Source organism: Apilactobacillus micheneri, from assembly GCF_006493595.1.
Taxonomy (GTDB): Bacteria; Bacillota; Bacilli; order Lactobacillales; family Lactobacillaceae; genus Apilactobacillus; species Apilactobacillus micheneri.
The window spans coordinates 187,190-205,159 of record NZ_QUBI01000003.1 but is presented as its reverse complement, the minus strand read 5'-3'; the positions used below and the strand labels follow the sequence as shown (position 1 = coordinate 205,159).

The 17,970-nt window shown below is 30.1% G+C and carries 19 protein-coding genes and 1 pseudogene; 9 read left to right on the top strand and 11 right to left on the bottom strand.

The genetic code is table 11. The features are described 5' to 3' along the window. Positions 1 to 20: 20 nt before the first annotated feature. Together DY123_RS04765 and DY123_RS04760 are read right to left on the bottom strand one after the other, a co-directional pair. Complete coding sequence (locus DY123_RS04765; RefSeq protein WP_140936233.1) at positions 21 to 1,070, bottom strand: hypothetical protein; 1,050 nt, start codon at positions 1,068 to 1,070, stop codon at positions 21 to 23. Between the two features lie 89 nt (positions 1,071 to 1,159). Beyond that, on the bottom strand, positions 1,160 to 2,005 hold the full coding sequence (locus tag DY123_RS04760; RefSeq protein WP_108982318.1) for an aldo/keto reductase: 846 nt from the start codon (positions 2,003 to 2,005) through the stop codon (positions 1,160 to 1,162). An 87-nt stretch (positions 2,006 to 2,092) separates the two neighbouring features. On the opposite strand from DY123_RS04760, the gene DY123_RS04755 reads away from it, so the two are divergent. Then, positions 2,093 to 2,482 carry a MerR family transcriptional regulator gene (locus tag DY123_RS04755; protein ID WP_225426755.1) on the top strand — a complete coding sequence of 130 codons (390 nt, stop codon included), beginning with the start codon at positions 2,093 to 2,095 and terminating at the stop codon, positions 2,480 to 2,482. 38 nt (positions 2,483 to 2,520) lie between these two features. Here DY123_RS04755 and DY123_RS04750 read toward each other — a convergent pair whose 3' ends face one another. Beyond that, the gene (locus DY123_RS04750; protein ID WP_140936231.1) at positions 2,521 to 3,546 is read right to left on the bottom strand and encodes a C39 family peptidase; all 1,026 of its coding nucleotides are present in this window, start codon (positions 3,544 to 3,546) and stop codon (positions 2,521 to 2,523) included. 223 nt (positions 3,547 to 3,769) lie between these two features. Here DY123_RS04750 and DY123_RS04745 point away from each other — a divergent pair. From DY123_RS04745 to DY123_RS04735, 3 genes and pseudogenes are all read left to right on the top strand, one after another. Then, positions 3,770 to 4,537, top strand: a pseudogene (locus DY123_RS04745) (C40 family peptidase); the annotation flags it as partial. 53 nt (positions 4,538 to 4,590) lie between these two features. Next, a complete protein-coding gene (locus tag DY123_RS04740; RefSeq protein WP_108982263.1) occupies positions 4,591 to 5,169 on the top strand; it encodes a hypothetical protein in 579 nt (192 codons plus the stop codon). Between the two features lie 77 nt (positions 5,170 to 5,246). Further along, positions 5,247 to 5,879, top strand: coding sequence for a hypothetical protein (locus DY123_RS04735; protein ID WP_108982262.1), 633 nt, complete (start codon positions 5,247 to 5,249; stop codon positions 5,877 to 5,879). Positions 5,880 to 5,927: 48 nt separating this feature from the next. Here the strand turns inward: DY123_RS04735 and gyrA are convergent, their stop codons facing one another. From gyrA to DY123_RS04705, 6 genes are all read right to left on the bottom strand, one after another. After that, positions 5,928 to 8,453, bottom strand: a complete 2,526-nt coding sequence (gene gyrA / locus DY123_RS04730) for a DNA gyrase subunit A (protein WP_140936229.1) — start codon at positions 8,451 to 8,453, stop codon at positions 5,928 to 5,930. Between the two features lie 42 nt (positions 8,454 to 8,495). Beyond that, complete coding sequence (gyrB, locus tag DY123_RS04725) at positions 8,496 to 10,442, bottom strand: DNA topoisomerase (ATP-hydrolyzing) subunit B (protein WP_140936420.1); 1,947 nt, start codon at positions 10,440 to 10,442, stop codon at positions 8,496 to 8,498. 22 nt (positions 10,443 to 10,464) lie between these two features. Next, positions 10,465 to 11,583 (bottom strand): DNA replication/repair protein RecF, encoded by a 1,119-nt coding sequence (gene recF / locus DY123_RS04720; protein ID WP_140936228.1) that lies wholly within the window; start codon positions 11,581 to 11,583, stop codon positions 10,465 to 10,467. A gap of 9 nt (positions 11,584 to 11,592) precedes the next feature. Beyond that, a complete protein-coding gene (gene yaaA, locus DY123_RS04715; protein ID WP_181398793.1) occupies positions 11,593 to 11,811 on the bottom strand; it encodes a S4 domain-containing protein YaaA in 219 nt (72 codons plus the stop codon). 204 nt (positions 11,812 to 12,015) lie between these two features. Beyond that, positions 12,016 to 13,107: a M24 family metallopeptidase gene (locus DY123_RS04710; RefSeq protein ID WP_140936419.1), complete on the bottom strand. Its 1,092-nt coding sequence runs from the start codon at positions 13,105 to 13,107 to the stop codon at positions 12,016 to 12,018. A gap of 95 nt (positions 13,108 to 13,202) precedes the next feature. Further along, entirely contained in the window at positions 13,203 to 13,610 is a 408-nt protein-coding gene (locus DY123_RS04705) for a hypothetical protein (RefSeq protein ID WP_140934488.1), read from the bottom strand. 286 nt (positions 13,611 to 13,896) lie between these two features. Between DY123_RS04705 and DY123_RS04700 the strand changes: the two genes are divergently transcribed. Further along, entirely contained in the window at positions 13,897 to 14,253 is a 357-nt protein-coding gene (locus tag DY123_RS04700) for a hypothetical protein (protein WP_140934487.1), read from the top strand. A gap of 55 nt (positions 14,254 to 14,308) precedes the next feature. Here the strand turns inward: DY123_RS04700 and DY123_RS04695 are convergent, their stop codons facing one another. Next, positions 14,309 to 15,988 carry an alpha-keto acid decarboxylase family protein gene (locus DY123_RS04695; protein WP_181398792.1) on the bottom strand — a complete coding sequence of 560 codons (1,680 nt, stop codon included), beginning with the start codon at positions 15,986 to 15,988 and terminating at the stop codon, positions 14,309 to 14,311. A 151-nt stretch (positions 15,989 to 16,139) separates the two neighbouring features. Between DY123_RS04695 and DY123_RS04690 the strand changes: the two genes are divergently transcribed. The 4 genes from DY123_RS04690 (at position 16,140) to DY123_RS04680 (ending at position 17,594) form a co-directional block, all read left to right on the top strand. Then, positions 16,140 to 16,496, top strand: coding sequence for a MarR family transcriptional regulator (locus DY123_RS04690; RefSeq protein ID WP_140934485.1), 357 nt, complete (start codon positions 16,140 to 16,142; stop codon positions 16,494 to 16,496). A gap of 49 nt (positions 16,497 to 16,545) precedes the next feature. Continuing rightward, the gene (locus tag DY123_RS04685) at positions 16,546 to 16,842 is read left to right on the top strand and encodes a hypothetical protein (RefSeq protein ID WP_140934484.1); all 297 of its coding nucleotides are present in this window, start codon (positions 16,546 to 16,548) and stop codon (positions 16,840 to 16,842) included. A 45-nt stretch (positions 16,843 to 16,887) separates the two neighbouring features. Then, positions 16,888 to 17,064, top strand: a complete 177-nt coding sequence (locus tag DY123_RS07615) for a hypothetical protein (RefSeq protein ID WP_157944961.1) — start codon at positions 16,888 to 16,890, stop codon at positions 17,062 to 17,064. 245 nt (positions 17,065 to 17,309) lie between these two features. Next, positions 17,310 to 17,594, top strand: coding sequence for a hypothetical protein (locus tag DY123_RS04680; RefSeq protein ID WP_108982254.1), 285 nt, complete (start codon positions 17,310 to 17,312; stop codon positions 17,592 to 17,594). Between the two features lie 23 nt (positions 17,595 to 17,617). Here DY123_RS04680 and DY123_RS04675 read toward each other — a convergent pair whose 3' ends face one another. After that, the gene (locus DY123_RS04675; RefSeq protein WP_140934483.1) at positions 17,618 to 17,875 is read right to left on the bottom strand and encodes a hypothetical protein; all 258 of its coding nucleotides are present in this window, start codon (positions 17,873 to 17,875) and stop codon (positions 17,618 to 17,620) included. Positions 17,876 to 17,970 lie beyond the last annotated feature (95 nt).

Here is a 17,970-nt window from a genome sequence, read left to right as displayed (position 1 = left end):
ATTATTTTTAAATTTTAGAATTAAAAATGACTAAAGGTCATGATTTCAGGTGATCTATTTAATAGTAAATGACCTTTACCATTTTTAGTAAACGCTAATCCTTCAAACTCACGACGAGTTAAAAATTTAGTGTCACGGATATCATGATTCTTCAAATGCCCCAACTTATTCACTGGAGCTGATAAAATTCCGCCATCAGAAACAAAGTATAAACGATTATTTCTAGGATTATATGATAACGACTGGGTTAAATATCCTGGTGCGTGGCGAATCCCCTGCATAATCATTTTAAAATGAACCTTGTGATGTGAAATATAACCCTTACTAATTCTTAATGTGCCATTTTTAATGGCACCATTACCACTAGTTCTAGTATAGGTATATAGATTACCACGTTTATCAAATGCTAGTTCATTACTCAATGAATAGGCTTTGCTATAATGAAATTTAATAATTTGGACTGGCTTTAAAGTCTTCATGCTTAATTCTTCTAATTTAGCATGTTTATTCATAGTCCCCATGTTAATAAACCATAGGCGATGAGTTTTATAGTTATAGCTAAGTGATTGACCGTGCCCGTTTTCAATAATGGGTCCAAATTTAACTGCGGATTTAATCTGTTTTTCACTTAAAATGGGATGCTTAAAATCAACGTCCATTTTATGTAACTTAAACAAGTTATATCTAACAACTTCTCTAGGATACATTACAAAGGCAAATTTTCCATTAGGCGTAATCACTAAACTTTGTGGATTCCAACGACGATGTTTAGAGTTCCTTCTGGCACTAGTTAAAAAGAATAAAGTTTTAGCATAAGTGCGATAGTTCCCACCATAAGACTTAATATGATTATGTGTACGACGATATCCTCGATGATAATGTTTATGGTAGTCTTTGCGGGTATAGTTATGATTATGTACATATTTAAATTTAGAAACTTTAAATTTTTTAAGTGCTATACCATGTTGATTATAAACTTTAACTTTAGCGTTAGTACTAATTGAAATTGATAGTAAACACATTACTAATATGAAAATTGGTATAAAAATTTTTTGTTTAAAAGTATTCATTATTTATTCCTTTAAAAAGTTTTATCCTCATTATAAAACTAATATATGTTAAAAAAAATACGGAATCATAATAGATTCCGTATTTTATATTATAGTTTCAATTGATTTAACCATTTAATCGTTTCAGGATTTGAATGATCTAAGAATAAACTTTTATCTAAATCTAAATTACTAATTTGAGTCATTTCATCTTCAGTTAATTCAAAATCCCAAATATCAATATTTTCTTTCATGCGTTCAATATGGGTAGACTTTGGAATTATTACCACTCCACTTTGTGCCAAGAATTTCAAAGCAACTTGAGCAGCAGACTTTGCATATTTTTCACCAATTGAATTTAATACTTCATTGCTAAACAAATTATTTTTGCCTTCTGCAAATGGTGCCCACGATTCGATTTGAGTATCATTTTCATTCATATATTTTCTTAAAGTCTTTTGTTGATTGAAAACGTGAGTTTCAACTTGGTTCACTGCTGGTTTAACTTCGTTATTCATAATGAAGTCTATATACTTAGCAGGATTCATATTGGAAACACCAATTGCTCTAATTTTACCATCATTATATAACTTTTCTAGAGCACGATAAGCACTGTAGTAATCAGCAACTGGTTGATGAATTAATACTAAATCAAGATAATCAGTCTTTAATTTTTTCAATGATTCATTTACTGTTTCTAAAGTTTTTTCATGACCAAAATTACTTATCCATACTTTTGTAGTAATAAAGATGTCTTTTCTATCAACATCACTTTCAGCAATTGCATCCCCAACTGCATCTTCATTTTGGTAGCCTTGGGCAGTATCAATTGCACGATATCCAACTGATAAAGCATCTTTAACTGCTTGTTTACATTGTTCATAATCAGGTACTTGGTAAACACCAAAACCTTCTTGAGGCATTAAAACACCATTATTTAATTTTACATTAGGAATTTTTACCATAAATATTACCTCCTTATTAATGTTGTCATATCATAGCACCTTCATGTAACATGAAGGCAAGTAATAAGGAGTGATTTTTTGGAAATTAAAAATGCTGCCAAAAAAGTTGGCTTAAATGAAAACACTGTCAGATATTATTCTGATAATGGATTAGTTCCAAGCGTTAAAAGAGATAAAAATAATCATCGCATTTTTGACCAAGAAGCCATTAATTGGTTAATGGGAGATAAGCGGATGCGTGAAGCTGGTATGTCGATCGATAATTTAAAGAAATATGTAGATCTATGTTTAAAAGGTCAATCAACAATTAAGGAACGTTATCAAATAATTGAAAATTTGAAAGTTCAAGCTCAAAGACAGTTACAAGAGGCTCAAAAACGAGTTCAATATTTATCTAAAAAATCAGATATTTACAAAAAAGGATTAAATAATAAAAATGAAGATATTTTAAATCCTAAAAAATGGTAGTTAAAAAGACGATTCAAATAAATGAATCGTCTTTGATATTAATAACTAATGGCTCTGTTATGATCATGGAATCTATGAATATTTATTTGTTTAATATTCATACCAGTTCTTTTACCTAGCCAAGGATCATTATAGTATAATTGTTTTTTATTAAATCCAGTCATCGTTACTGCATGATTAGGAAAACCATCAGTATTAGCTATCCAAATAACAATAGGATGATTATTTTGTTTTAAGTAATGTTTTAAATAATTTGTGCTTTTACCAGTTAGATTGACACTACTGCCAGCATAACGATGAACCAATTTCATTAATGCTGGTGGATAAATATACCAACCTGATTTGGAATAAGGACTACCTACAAAGCCTTTATTAGGATTAGAGTTACGAGGCATTTTATTAGCAAAAAAAGTTTTAGAATATTTCTTACCAGTAGCGTAATTAATCATCATTGTTACAGCAGTAATTTCACAACCCGTTGGTAACTGTGGACGTTGGCTGATCAGTGGAACATTATTTAATTTAAAAGATGAGTAATCTAAAGCAGAATTGTTAATCCAGCCTTCATCTTTTCCATTATGTATAATATGAGCATATTTACCTAATTTAGTATTCTCAAATTCAATTACATGAACCCATGCGTTAAGTAAATTTTTACTATTTTTGTAGCTTTTAATACTTTTTTTATTTGTATTATAACCACCGCCTATATAAAGACTGCGATTTTTTTTAACAATCGTATTAAAGTTGGTCTTTTTTGTACTTAAAATTCTAAAATAATGATGTTGCTTTACTTTTTTAGTTCGATTAACAGGAATACGTTTATCTGTATTTTGATTATTATCTGTGGAATTACTAATGCTCTTATCATCATTATTATTGTTTGAATCATTATCATTTCCAGAAGATTGATTACTATTAGCAACATTATTTTGTGAATCATTCTGATTATTAGTAACTGGTGAGGTTACGGTATCCGCTTTTATATCAATAAATTGAATAGAAATTGCAATGATAGCAATTATTGGAAGGATAAAAAGGATTCTCAAATTTTTTCGTTTCATATAATTTACTTCTTTCAATATAAACTTATTATATTATAACACCATTATAATTAATCAATACAAAATGATTATAACAGTGTTAGAATAATTATGTACTTTATTATTTTATTTTAAGAAAGAAGGACGTTCCATGAATAATTGGAGAAAATTATTCACTTCAATTGCATCAGCACTATTATTAATCACTTTGTTGGTATGTTTCAGCAATAATAATGTTAATGCAAAAGCAAAAGAATACCAAAATCCCAAGCGATATTATCAAATTTCTGACAAACAAATTAAGCCAGTTGGTAAAGTTGGCTATACAGTAAAAGTCGGCTATGAAGGTATTAAAACAGTTAAAATAATGCGTAAATTAGGTGTCAATATGGGACCAATTGGAACTGGTCATTATGAATACAACTACGCAAGTAAAAATGCTGTTATGAATTTTCAAAAGAAGCATCATTTAAAAGTTACTGGTAATGTAGATGTTAATACATGGGTTAAATTAGGTTTCCCAAGATGGCAATTTTACAGTATCGATAGATATGTAGCTCCACTAGGTGCAAAAATTACCCAAGGTAGAAAAGCACATATCAATGCAGCTATTAAGCAAGCATACAAATACTTAGGTAAACCATATATTTATGGTGCATCTTCAAGTCCTAATTATGGAAATGATTGTTCAGGATTAGTTGTTCAAGCATTATATGCTGGTGGTATTAATCCTAAGCCAGTTAGTGCAATTCAACATGCCCATCCAGGTAACGAATGGAATTCACGAAAATTATGGGCAACTAAAAAATTTAAATTTGTTCCATTTGGTCAACGTAAACGTGGTGACTTAATTTTCTATTATGAACCCGGTACCAAAACAATTTGGCATGTAGCATTATATCTAGGAAATGATCGCATCATTGAAAGTTGGCCTCCAAGAGTTCAAGTATCAAGCGTTTATGCTAGATCAGTACATACTGGATATGTAGCACGCCCATGGGACGAAAAATAATATTTTTAAGATATAGCTATCTTCTATATCTTTTTTATAAAGAAGGAAAAATTATGAAAAAGATAATAAATATATCATTATCATTATTAACCATATTAATCGCTTTATTATTTATACAAAATACAAAGAACATTAATATTCATGCTAGTGTTCCACCTACAACTTATAATAAAAAGGAATTAAAAGCGTTAGGTTTTAGTAAATCAAATCATTTTCCCAAAGTATTTCATGGAAAATGGTATAACGCTATGAAAGAACCTAATTATGGAATTAAGCAAAAGGAAAGCATAAATATTGATAAATTAAGTATTAATAATAACAGCTTAAAAAATGAAGGATTTGTTTATAATTTGAAAACTAACAAAAAATATAAACATAATTTACCATTAATGATTGGGAAAAAATTAATAAAGATTCATACTTCATTTAATAAAGGTAATAAGTATGTTTGGGCTTTACCAATATACAAAGATAATTGCTTATGGTATATGCCAATTCAAAATAATAGAATTGGTATGAGTGTAGTTGTCCCTAACTTTAAGAAAAATAAATTACCCAATCATGTATCTATGAATACTTGGTATTATAAATCAATGAAACAAGCTAAAAATCATTATCAATTAGATAACTAATTATAATAATAAATACCTTTTTATTTGAAACCTTAAGTTAACAAACTTAAAATTGAAATTGTAAGAGGTCTTTATTTATGGATATTAAAAATAATATTTTTAAATTATTTAGTTTAGTTTTAAGCATTATTATAATTACCCTTTGTGGTTATGGAATAAATAATGTTGATGTTCACGCAAACATTCCAGCAACGTATTATAATGAAAGGCAATTAAAAGAATTAGGCTTTAACCGTGAAAACAAAATTCCAAAAAGATTTTGGGGTAATTGGTACAATGCCGAGAAAGATTATCATGGAGCAGTTAATCCAAAACATATTCCTTTTATCATTTTAAAATCTGTGATGAATAATCACATGATCCAAAGAGTTACTTTAGGTGATGTCTATAACACTAACCACCCTTTAAATTATTTAAAATTAAATCATAAAACGGATGATTATAATTTTGGTTTAAGGATTAATAAAAATATGATTAATGCGAAAGTATTAGTTGGACATAAATATCAAAACATAAAAGTTTTACCTGTATATGAAGGTCGAGAATACGGTTTATGGTATTTGTCAGTTAAGCATAATCGCTTAAGTTTAAGTGATGCTGTGCCTAATAAAAATACAAAAAAGCATTTAACATTACCCAATAAAACTACTATGACTACTTGGTATTATCGTCATGTTAATACTGCGAAAAAACATTACCGAGTATATTAAAAAATAAGCTAGTGAATTTATAAATTCACTAGCTTATTTTTTGTTTAATTATTCTTTTGTAGTTTCATCATTAGAATCTGATGTTTCATCATCTTTTTCATCGTTTGCTTCTTCTGCTTCATTAGAAACCTTAGCAACTGTTGAAACTCTTGAATCTTCATCAATCTTAATTAAATGAACACCTAGTGTAGCACGACCAGTTTGTGAAACATCTGCTACATTGAATCTAATCATAACACCTTTATCGGTAACTAACATAATATCTTCATCACCAGTAACCGTAGTTAAACCAGCTAATGGACCATTCTTTTCAGTTACATTAACGGTCTTGATACCTTTTCCACCACGACCTTTAATTTGATACTCAGAAGCGGGTGTTTGTTTTCCGTAACCTTTTTCTGAAATAACAAATACATTGTCATCTGGATTTAATACATCAGCACCAACAACATAATCGTTGTCTCTTAAACGAATTCCGCGAACCCCAGTAGCAGAACGTCCCATTGAACGAACATCGGAAACTTTAAAGCTAACACAGTAACCTAAATGAGTCCCAATAATAATGTTTTGGTCTTCATTTACAGTGGAAACGCGCATTAATTCATCCTTATCTTTTAGATGAATTGCTTTTAGACCATTACTACGGATATTCTTGAATTCATCTACAGAAGTACGTTTTACAGTACCTTGAAGAGTAGTGAAGAATAAGTCTTTATCATCATAATTTTCATTTTCACTAATGGTAATAACTGCTTGGACTTTTTCAGCATTTTCGATTCCTAACAAGTTGATAATAGGAAGACCTTTAGCAGAACGACCATATTCTGGGATTTCATAACCCTTCATACGGTAAACCTTACCTTGGTTAGTGAAGAATAACAATGTGTGGTGAGTAGTTGTTGAAACTAAATGTTCAATGAAGTCATCATCATGAACACCCATTCCTTGAACTCCACGACCACCACGGTTTTGACTCTTAAATTCTGAAGTTGCTGTACGCTTAATGTATCCATTATGAGTTAGAGTAATCATAATATCTTCTTCAGCAATAAGATCCTCGTCTTCGATGCTTAATACTTCGCCGACACGTAATTCAGTCTTACGATCATCACCGAATTTGTGTTGAATTTCCATTAATTCTTCATAAATAATTTCGTTGATTTTTGCACGACTGGCAAGAATTTCTTTGTAGTGGTTAATACTCTTTAATAATTCATCATGTTCACTAGCAATCTTGTCACGTTCTAGTCCAGTTAAACGAACTAAACGCATATCTAAAATGGCTTGTGATTGCTTATCTGATAAATCAAATTCATCCATCAATTGCTTTTTAGCAACGGCTGAAGTTTGTGATTCACGGATAATTGTAATTACACGATCAATATTATCTAAAGCAGTAATTAAACCAGCTAAAATATGAGCACGATTTTCAGCTTTTCTTAATTCGTATTCAGTACGACGTTTAATAACGCTAACTTGATGTTCTAGATAGTATTGAAGAATTTCCTTTAAGCTCAAAATTCTTGGTGTACCATCAACAATTGCTAACATGTTAAAACTAAAGCTAGTTTGCATTAAAGTCATTTTATATAAGTTATTTAATACAACTTGAGCTGAAGCATCACGCTTAACATCAATTACAATGCGCATACCTTCACGGTCAGATTCATCATTAACATCTGAAATTCCATCAATTCTTTTATCACGAACCAAATCAGCAATTCTTTCAATTAGTTTTGCTTTATTAGTCATATATGGAATTTCAGTTGCAATAATGCGTTGTTTACCATTTTTATTTTCTTCGATATCAGTCTTAGCACGTAAAATAATGCTACCCTTACCAGTTTCGTAAGCCTTTCTGATACCAGATTTACCTAGGACAACTCCACCAGTAGGAAAGTCAGGGCCAGGTAATGCTTCCATTAAATCAGCAGTAGTTGCATCTGGGTTTTCCATTAAAATATGCAATGCTGAAATAACTTCACTTAAATTATGTGGTGGAATATTAGTAGCCATCCCAACCGCAATTCCTGAAGCACCATTAACTAATAAGTTAGGAAATCTTGCAGGTAGTACTTCTGGTTCACGTTCACTACCATCAAAGTTATCTTGAAAATCAACAGTATCTTTGTTGATATCGCGTAACATTTCCATACCCATTTTACTTAATTTAGCTTCGGTATAACGCATAGCGGCAGCTCCATCACCATCGACAGAACCAAAGTTACCATGTCCATTAACTAATGGATAACGATAACTAAATTCTTGTGCCATACGTACCATTGATCCATAAACAGCACTATCACCATGGGGATGATACTTACCTAAAGTATCACCAACCACTCTGGCTGACTTACGGAAAGGTTTTTCTGGAGTCAAACCTAGTTCACGCATATCATATAAAATTCTTCTATGAACTGGTTTCATACCATCTCTAACATCAGGTAAGGCACGTGCAACGATAACACTCATTGCATAGTCTAAAAATGATGTTTTCATTTTTTCAGATAAGTCCACATTCTCAATGCGATGACTTGATAAATCTTCATTATTGGCCAATGTATTTGCCTCCATTCATGGTCGTTATAACATAATGTTTCATGTGAAACATTTTAACTAAACATCCAAGTTTTCAACGAATGTTGCGTTTTCTTCAATGAATTTACGACGTGGTTCTACTTTGTTACCCATCAACATATTGAAAACTCCAGCTGCATTTTCAGCATCTTTAGTTTCAACTCTTTGTAAGCGACGGTTTTCTGGATTCATAGTAGTATCCCATAATTGTTCAGCGTCCATTTCACCAAGACCTTTATAACGAGAAATGCTTGGTTTAGGTGATGCTGGCAATTCGGCTTTCCATCTATCTAATTCTTCATCGTTAGCAACATATCTAATCATCTTACCTTGTTGTAAACGATACAAAGGTGGTTGAGCAATATATACATATCCGGCATCAAGTAATGGACGCATGTAGTTGTAAACTAATGTTAATAGTAATGCTTGAATATGGGCACCATCAACATCGGCATCGGTCATGATAATTAACTTATGATAATGCACATTATTAATATCAAAATCTTTACCAAAACCGGTTCCCATTGCAGTAAACATTGATCTGATTTCTTCATTAGCTAAAATCTTATCCATTGATGCTTTTTGCACATTTAAAATTTTACCTCTAATTGGCAAAATAGCTTGAGTTAAACGAGAACGTCCTTGCTTAGCAGATCCACCAGCAGAGTCCCCTTCGACAATGAATAATTCTGAAATAGCTGGGTCTTTACTAGTATTATTAGCTAACTTACCAGGAAGACTGCTAATTTCTAGACCAGATTTCTTTCTAGTAACTTCACGAGCACGCTTTGCAGCAGCACGAACTCTAGATGCCAAGGAACCCTTATCAACAATTTGTTTACCTAATTTAGGATTTTCCATTAAGAATTTAGAGAAACGTTCTGAGAAAATATGGTCAGTAGCCGTTCTAGCATCAGAATTACCTAACTTGGTCTTAGTTTGGCCTTCAAATTGTGGATCGGGATGCTTAACACTAACAACTGCAGTTAAACCTTCACGAACATCAGGACCAGTTAAGTTATCATCTTTTTCTTTTAATAAATTATTCTTTCTTGCATAATCATTAACTGCACGAGTTAAAGCACGCTTGAAACCTTCTTCATGGGTTCCACATTCAATAGTATGAATATTATTGGTGAAAGTTCTAAGTTCGCTGTGATAGTCATCAGTATATTGCAAAGCAACTTCAACTGAAATTCCATTTTCTTTACCTTCAACATAAATAGGTTCTGGGAAAATTGGTTCTTTATCCTTATCGATGAATTCAACATAATGTTTGATTCCACCTTCATATAGGAAATCTTCTTCAGTTGGTTCTGCTGGACGATTATCACGTAGTGAAATTTTTAAACCCTTATTTAAGAAAGCTAGTTCACGAATACGCGCAGTCAAAGTCTTAACATTATAGGTAGTTGTTTCTGTAAAAATATCTGGATCTGGTGTGAAATGAACTTTAGTTCCGTGATTGTCAGGATCATCGTTACCAATAAATTTCATTGGTGTTTTAACATGTCCTCTAGAAAAGTCCATATAGTATTTCTTACCATCACGGGTAACTGTTACATCTAGTTCAGTGGATAAGGCGTTTACTACTGAGGCACCAACCCCATGTAAACCACCAGAAACTTTGTATCCACCACCACCGAATTTACCTCCGGCATGTAAGATAGTGAACACAGTTTCCAATGCGGGTTTCCCAGTTTTCTTTTGAATATCAACTGGAATTCCACGACCATCATCAACAACAGTAATACTATTGTCTTTTTCAATAGTTACATGAATTGAATCTGCAAAACCTGCTAATGCTTCATCAATTCCGTTATCAATAATTTCCCAAACTAAATGGTGTAGTCCTTGCACACTAGTTGATCCTATGTACATTCCTGGACGTTTACGAACGGCTTCTAGGCCTTCTAGAACTTGAATTTGACTGGCATCATATTCGTCAGTTTTTCTTCTTTGTTCTGCTTTTTCCTTATCAGTCAACTTTATTCCTCCTAAAAAGAAATCACTTTTCTTCTGAGACGGTTCCACTTTCAATATTAAAAATCTTAGGATCTGAAATTAATTCGCGAGCAATGCCACTTAAACTAGTGGTTGTTAAGAAGGTTTGAACTTTATCTTGAATCGACTTTAATAGATGCGTTTGGCGACTATCATCCAATTCAGATAACACATCATCCAATAATAAAATTGGATATTCATGCGTTTCTTCCTTCATCAAATCAATTTCAGCTAACTTAACTGAAAGGGCTGAAGTTCTTTGTTGTCCTTGCGAACCAAAAGTAGAAACGTCTTTTTTATTGATGATAAATTGTAAATCATCACGATGTGGGCCATATAAACTATTGCCTTGTCTAATCTCTTTATCACGATTATCAGTATATAAACTGAGTAATCCATTATAAATGCTATCAACATCGCTTAATTGCTTTTTCTTTAAAGCACAAGCATATTTAAACTGTAATTTTTCTTTATCTTGTGAAATTTCAGCATGAATATCTGCTGCCCAGCCTTCTAATTTTTTCAATAAATCGATGCGTTGAAAAATAATCTTAGAACCATAAGCAGCTAGTTGATCAGATAAAACTTCCAAATATAACTGATCACTAGCTTCTTTCATCTGTAATTTTTTCAGATAGTTATTACGTTGTTTTAATATTTTTCTATATTGAGCATTGTCATAAAGATATTGATTACTCATCTGACCAAATTCCATATCCATAAAACGACGACGTATACTTGGCGAGCCCTTAACAATTGATAAATCTTCTGGGGCAAACAAAATCACATTTAATTCACCTACATAAGATGAAAGTTTGGCTTGCTCCAAATGATTGACCTTAGCTCGCTTGCCTTTTTTACCTAAATCAATTTCTAACTTAGTATCGCCCAATCGTTTAGCAACATTGCCATAAATTTGTGCAGCTTCTGATTGCCATTCAATCAAATCACGATTGTTGCTAGTTCGATGACTACGCGTTAAAGCTAAAACATAAATGGCTTCTAACATATTAGTCTTGCCTTGGGCATTATTACCAAGTAAGACATTAATTCCAGGTGAAAATTGCATGTTAACGTCATCATAATTACGAAAATGGTGTAACTCTATTTCTTTTAATTTCATAGATTTAGCCTACTTTTTACGGATAAAAAATAATCCTACATCCATTACCTCAACATTATCACCATCATATAGCTTTTTACCTCGACGGTTTTCAGGTTCATCATTCAACATAACTTGATGATCCTTCAAATACCATTTTGCTTGTCCGCCAGAAGAAACAACGTTTTCTTCTTTTAATAATTGGCTTAATGTAATATATTCAGTACTGATGAAAACACTCTTCTTCAAAACTTCACCCACCTTTTCTTACTTCTCTTATTATACCCTTTTATAAGGTAAAAGTATAGATAATAGGCCGTTATTAGCTCATATAAGCATTTTAACTTGTATTAGATAAAACATACTATTTTGCAATAAAAACGCTCAAAAAGCTTTTATTTTAAAATTGGCAATAAAAAATGCTTACCAATAGGATTGATAAGCATCATTATTTTATAAATATTTAAGTTCTTTAGGGGTATGGGTAAATGGTTCACATCCATTTTCAGTGACATGAACACAATCTTCAATTCGAACTCCTGCAAATCCAGGAACATAAATTCCAGGTTCAATTGAGAAACACATCCCTGGTTTCAATTCCATCTTATTGCTTTCCATAATGGATGGGAATTCATGCTCTGACATCCCCATACCATGACCAAGACGGTGAATGAAGTATTTACCATAACCAGCCTTATCGATAACATCACGAGCAACTTTATCAACTGATTCAGCTGTCACACCAGGTTTAACATAATCCATAGCTGTTAATTGAGCATCTAGACAAACGTTATAAATATCTTTTTGTTTATCTGACAATTTACCAACTGCAACTGTTCTTGATGAATCTGAAATGTAGCCTTGATGCACAGTTCCTAAATCAAATAATACCATTTCATTATTTTTGATTAAATTACTGCCGGTTGCACCATGAGGTTCAGCAGCATGAGCACCGGCTTGGACTAAAGTGTCAAAGCTCATTTCCATAACACCCTTAAGTTTTAGTGCATATTCTAATTCAGCCATTACTGCTGATTCTGGTTTACCAGCTTTAACGGCTTCAAAACCTTTTTGAAATGCATAGTCAGCTTCACGACCAGCTGCATCTAATTTTTCAATTTCATCAGGTGATTTAATCAAACGCATGCTGTTCATGAAATCAGTAACATCAGTGGTAAATGATACATCTAGAACTGCTTGTAATTCATTTAAACGACTGATTGTTAAATTGGTCATTTCTAAACCAGCCTTTTTAGGGTTAGCATTGCGTTCTTTAACGTGTTCAGCAATCATTTGCCAAGGATTTTCATGATCTAAGTATCCATATACGTCATATGGAAAACCAGTATCCTTAATTGCTTCTACTTCCAAAGCAGGTGCAAACATAAATGGTGCTTTATCAGCAAAGACAACCAGTGCAAGCACTCTTTCTACTGGGTCACTAAAGAATCCAGTCAAATATTGAATGGTCTTAGGATCACTCAAATATGTAAAATCTAATCCTTGTTTATCAGTCCAATTTTGAACTTGTTCTAACTTAGTCATTAAAATCCCCTCCTATATTAAATATTCTAGTTCATTTAATGAGCAATTAAAACACCATTATTAAAAAACGATGAGATTTTATTAAGGATTTAAAATTATTTGTTAGCAGGTTTTCTATAAATACTGTAAACAATAATCGCAGCAATTCTTAATCCAAAAGACAAGAAACCAAATAATGCTAATAAAGGAGCATTAAAGAGTTGAATATTTTCTCCTTGAATGTGATGATCTGAAATATATACAATTTTATTAATGACTTCAGGCAGTTCCAAATAAAAATAAAGTATACCTATTAAGCTAAAGATACTGGATATAATCATCAAGATGGTTCCAACTTTAGGCATATAAGTTTTCTTATTTAAAATAATGATTGATATGATAATTATAGCGATATCTAATCCACCAAATAAATAATCAACCGCACTAACAATGGGAATACATAGAATAATCGCAAGAATATAATTAGCTTTAATTAATCCTGATCCGTCATTTTCTTCATTCATAATTTCACTTCCTTTAACATTTATTAAGGATAGTATAACAAATATTATATGGAGATTTTTTATCAAAGGTTTAGTTAATTCCATTAGCAAGTTAAAATTGTCATTAATAATAAATTTTCGTTTATGTTACTATTTATTTAGTTGTATTTGAGGAGATATTTTTATGAATACTAAAAGAAATATAATTATCGAGATATTTATAGATATATTAGATGCCATATTTGAAATAGGCTGTATGATTTTAGATTTATTTTAATATAATTTTTTATAATCTAGGAGCTAAAATATGAACAAAAAAATTTTTAGTAATAATAAAATATTAGAACTTATTTCGCCTCAAATTATTATTGCAATTATATTATTTTCATTATGGTTTAATATGAAAAATAACGAAAATGATTCAATATTCAATCAATTTGATGCATCAGTACAAAGTAAAGATAAATTAAAAAGTATATGCAAAGATAAGAATCTATATAATTATATTATTAAGCATAAAGATGAAGATTTGCATAATGTAACCGATAATCAAGGAGGCGGCAATGTCTCATACTATGTTGGTAAATTAGGATCAAAAAGAGTGGACATTTTTGGCAAAATAGGTAAAAATACAGAGACATTAACAGATATAAAAAGCTACTGATAAATTTATCAGTAGCTTTTACTATATATTAAAGATAATATTAAGAATTAAATTTTTATTTATTTTGATCAGCAAAAGCTTTAGCAGTCTTTGCAAGTTGTTCAGGAACATCTTTCATTCCCATGTTTACTTGAATCAATACTAATTTATCTTTCTCTTCTTTAGCCTTAGACATTGCATCAATTAATTCATTTTCAGTTGATGCTTCAATAAAATCATATTCATCATCTTTAGCACCAAATGCCTTAGGCATTAGTCCATAATTTAACTTAGGAACATCATTATAATGTTCATTCATGCCATGAATAACTCTTTCAACTGTATATCCACTATTGTCAATAACGAACATTACAGGATTCAATTTTTCGCGGAAAGCAAGGCCTAATTCTTGAATTGTTAATTGTAATGAACCTTCACCTGTAGATAAAACAACTCTACGGTCTTTATTAGCTATTTGATTACCTAAAGCTGCAGGAAATGCATATCCAATGGAACCCCAAAGTGGTTGACCAAAGAATTTGGCACCTTCTGGTAATCTTTGACTAGCTAAACCGAAGAATGATGTACCTTGTTCAGCAACTATTGTATTATTATCAGATGTAAATTGACGAACAGCATTATCGTAAAAGCTTTGTGTCAACTTATTATTGGAGGATTTAACTTCTAATTTATCATTTTCATCTTTTATTTCAGGTAATGATAAGTCCAATTTGGCATTTGATAAATAACTCATAATAGTTTTAAAGTCATAATCTTCATCAACACTTTTACCATAAATATTAGCATTTTCATAATTAAGAACAATCGTGTTTTGTTCATTAAACTGTTGAGTAAATCCTCCAGTAACAGAGTCAGTTAATTTAGCACCAATAAGAATAACTGTATCTGCATTTTCAACATATTTGTTAACACTTTCATCCGAAATTTGACCGTTATAAGTACCTACAAAGTTAGCAAAGCTTTCATCAATATTTCCTTTACCAAGTCCTAAATCTAAAATTGGTATATTATTATTAGATGAGAAAGCTTTAATATCATCAAAAACATTAAAACGATCTACTTCGTGTCCCATAATAATAACAGGCTTTTCACTATTATTAATTGATGATTTAATTTGATTAAAAGCTTTGTCTGAATTAATTTCTTTGTTAATAAATAAACTAGGAATATCATTCTTTAATGATTGATTAACTTCCATTTCAACTAAATTAGTTGGTAAAATAATGTAAGCTGGTTTTTTAGTTTCATAAATATATTTAGCAACATCATTAATTTGGTCAATAGCGTGTTCACTATTTAATTTAACAGCTTTAATACCTAATTGACGGTGAGCCTTTTCAAACCTATCGAATTTATGGTCACCAAAAGTATGATGTACTAATGAACCATTATTTTGTACATTATTTGTAGGAGCTCCTACAATTTCTAGTACTGGAACGTGTTCAGCGATACTTCCAGATAGACCATTAATTGCACTTAATTCACCTACTCCAAAAGTAGTAACAAAAGTTGCAAATCCTTTTTCTCTAGCATATCCATCAGCCATATATGAAGCATTTAATTCATTAGCATTACCTGTCCAATTCAAATCTGAACGATGTGTAATATGATCTAAAAATTGTAGATTATAATCACCAGGTACTCCAAAAATATCATTAGCACCCATATAATTAACTACATCTAATAAATAATCTGATAATTTATAATTATTTAACAATTCAATTCTTCCTTTCAAAAATACGTCAACACAGTTGACCTATATGATTTTTTAATTATAAATCCGGAAAAATAAAATGTCAACACAGTTGACCTAATAAGGAGAAATTTATATCAATAATAAAGAAAAGCTTTCAACTATATTCTTCGCATATCAACAATTTTCGTCTATGATAAATCTTAAAAAATATAATTTGAATAAAACACAGCATAGAATAATATACTCAGTTTCAGAACTAAATATTGCTAGCATTGGAAACATTTTAAAATTACTGAACATCTCAAAACAGGCTTTGAATGTGAATGTTAGAAATTTAATGAAAAAAGAGTTAATAACTGAAATCAGTTCTAAAAAAGATAAAAGAATTAAAACATTAAAACTAACTAAAAAGGGAATAATCTTAAATAATAAAATAAATGAAGAACAAACAAAAAAGATTGAATCATTATTTAATAAAGTAAATAATGACTGGGAAAAAGCAATGATTGAATTATCCAATGAGTATATAAATGGATTAAATAAATAAAATAATATTAGTTATGTAGTAAGATAAATGATAAATGGAAGTGTTTGATATGAGTAAAAAAGAAGCTTTTTTATTATCTATTTTAATTTTTACAGTAGATTATATTTTGGCAATCTTTGTTTTGAAATATCCGACGACAAGTCTACATAATTCATTGTTATTCTCAATTGTTATTGGAATATTATTGTCTTTTTCATTTTTTATAAGTATATGTAATGTTATTAAAAAACACTTTAATAACTTCTTAAATAAATCAATGGGATATTTAAAATTCTCTATAATAGCTATGATGTTATTAATAATTGTTATTATTATAGAAATTATAGCTGTTAAAATAATGTTTTGATAGCTCTCAGTAAAGATAAATTAACATATAAAGGAGTTTTATATAATGAACTTTGAAATAAAATGCGCATTAGGAATATTGTTACCATTAACTGCAATGATTTTTATTTATAATGGATTACATAGCTTACCAAATATAATTTCAACTATTTCACTATTAATTATAGGCACAATTTTTTCAGGTAGTGCAGTGGCAGATATAATTTTAAAAAGGACCAGATAATTAATTGTATCTGATCATTTTTTTGAATAATTTTTTGTATGAATATTAATACTAAATAAAAGGAAAATTAATATGTATATAGTTTTAGGATTTTTCATAATTTTATTTTTAATCATATTGGGAATTAATTTCATATACTATGAAAGAAAAAATAAAAGTAAAAAAGAAAATATTTGGACTGCTTTTTGGCATTCTATTTTGGACTTATTATTTTGGATATAAACTTTCATTAGGATGATGATTAAATGATTTATTTTTTGCATTTATTAATTTTAGGTTGTTGTTTAACAATTGGTATTACATTTCTTCTAATGGGTTTTCAAAAAGATATTAAAGGCATTGAAAACAATGGTGGTTTCGATGAATTTTCATTCATCATAATTGTTATTTATGGATTGTTAAAATTGTTTCATGTGAAACAAAAAGAAAAATGCTTAATAATATCTTCCATAATAACTGGATTTATTCTCACAATTGCTAGTTTAGGATTAATTTTATACATGTTAATAACTAAAAAAGCGATATTTTAACTAATGTTAAATATCGCTTTTAATTATTCATCAATAAATTCTGCTGATAAAATATTTCTAACTGAAATCAATACTTTTTTATATTCCTTAGATTTAACACCTTTACGTTCAGTCGCAATAATAAAATCTTGCTCCTTTAAAAAGTATGATAATGCTTCTTCTCTACTTAACTGGTCATTGAATTCCAAACCTTGAATATTAAAAACTGTTTTTCTAACCCCTGCATTCATTCCTGCAGTTAGAATCAGTCTCAATTCAAATCTATTTTCTTCATCCTTCATTAATATCACTACCTTCTTAGCTTTTTACATTGATTATTATAATTAATTCAAAGAAAAATTTGCAATGATATCAATTTAGGAAACAATCTTAATTT

Excerpts from the sequence above, each read along its gene's own strand:
- DY123_RS07615 (WP_157944961.1), top strand. The coding sequence starts at position 16,888 with ATGAACTTTGAAATAAAATGCGCATTAGGAATATTGTTACCATTAACT.
- DY123_RS04740 (WP_108982263.1), top strand. The coding sequence starts at position 4,591 with ATGAAAAAGATAATAAATATATCATTATCATTATTAACCATATTAATC.
- recF (WP_140936228.1), bottom strand. The coding sequence starts at position 11,583 with ATGAAATTAAAAGAAATAGAGTTACACCATTTTCGTAATTATGATGAC.
- DY123_RS04675 (WP_140934483.1), bottom strand. The coding sequence starts at position 17,875 with ATGAAGGATGAAGAAAATAGATTTGAATTGAGACTGATTCTAACTGCA.
- DY123_RS04705 (WP_140934488.1), bottom strand. The coding sequence starts at position 13,610 with ATGAATGAAGAAAATGACGGATCAGGATTAATTAAAGCTAATTATATT.
- DY123_RS04710 (WP_140936419.1), bottom strand. The coding sequence starts at position 13,107 with ATGACTAAGTTAGAACAAGTTCAAAATTGGACTGATAAACAAGGATTA.
- DY123_RS04685 (WP_140934484.1), top strand. The coding sequence starts at position 16,546 with ATGAGTAAAAAAGAAGCTTTTTTATTATCTATTTTAATTTTTACAGTA.
- DY123_RS04750 (WP_140936231.1), bottom strand. The coding sequence starts at position 3,546 with ATGAAACGAAAAAATTTGAGAATCCTTTTTATCCTTCCAATAATTGCT.
- gyrA (WP_140936229.1), bottom strand. The coding sequence starts at position 8,453 with ATGGAGGCAAATACATTGGCCAATAATGAAGATTTATCAAGTCATCGC.
- DY123_RS04765 (WP_140936233.1), bottom strand. The coding sequence starts at position 1,070 with ATGAATACTTTTAAACAAAAAATTTTTATACCAATTTTCATATTAGTA.
- DY123_RS04700 (WP_140934487.1), top strand. The coding sequence starts at position 13,897 with ATGAACAAAAAAATTTTTAGTAATAATAAAATATTAGAACTTATTTCG.
- DY123_RS04735 (WP_108982262.1), top strand. The coding sequence starts at position 5,247 with ATGGATATTAAAAATAATATTTTTAAATTATTTAGTTTAGTTTTAAGC.
- DY123_RS04690 (WP_140934485.1), top strand. The coding sequence starts at position 16,140 with ATGATAAATCTTAAAAAATATAATTTGAATAAAACACAGCATAGAATA.
- DY123_RS04680 (WP_108982254.1), top strand. The coding sequence starts at position 17,310 with ATGATTTATTTTTTGCATTTATTAATTTTAGGTTGTTGTTTAACAATT.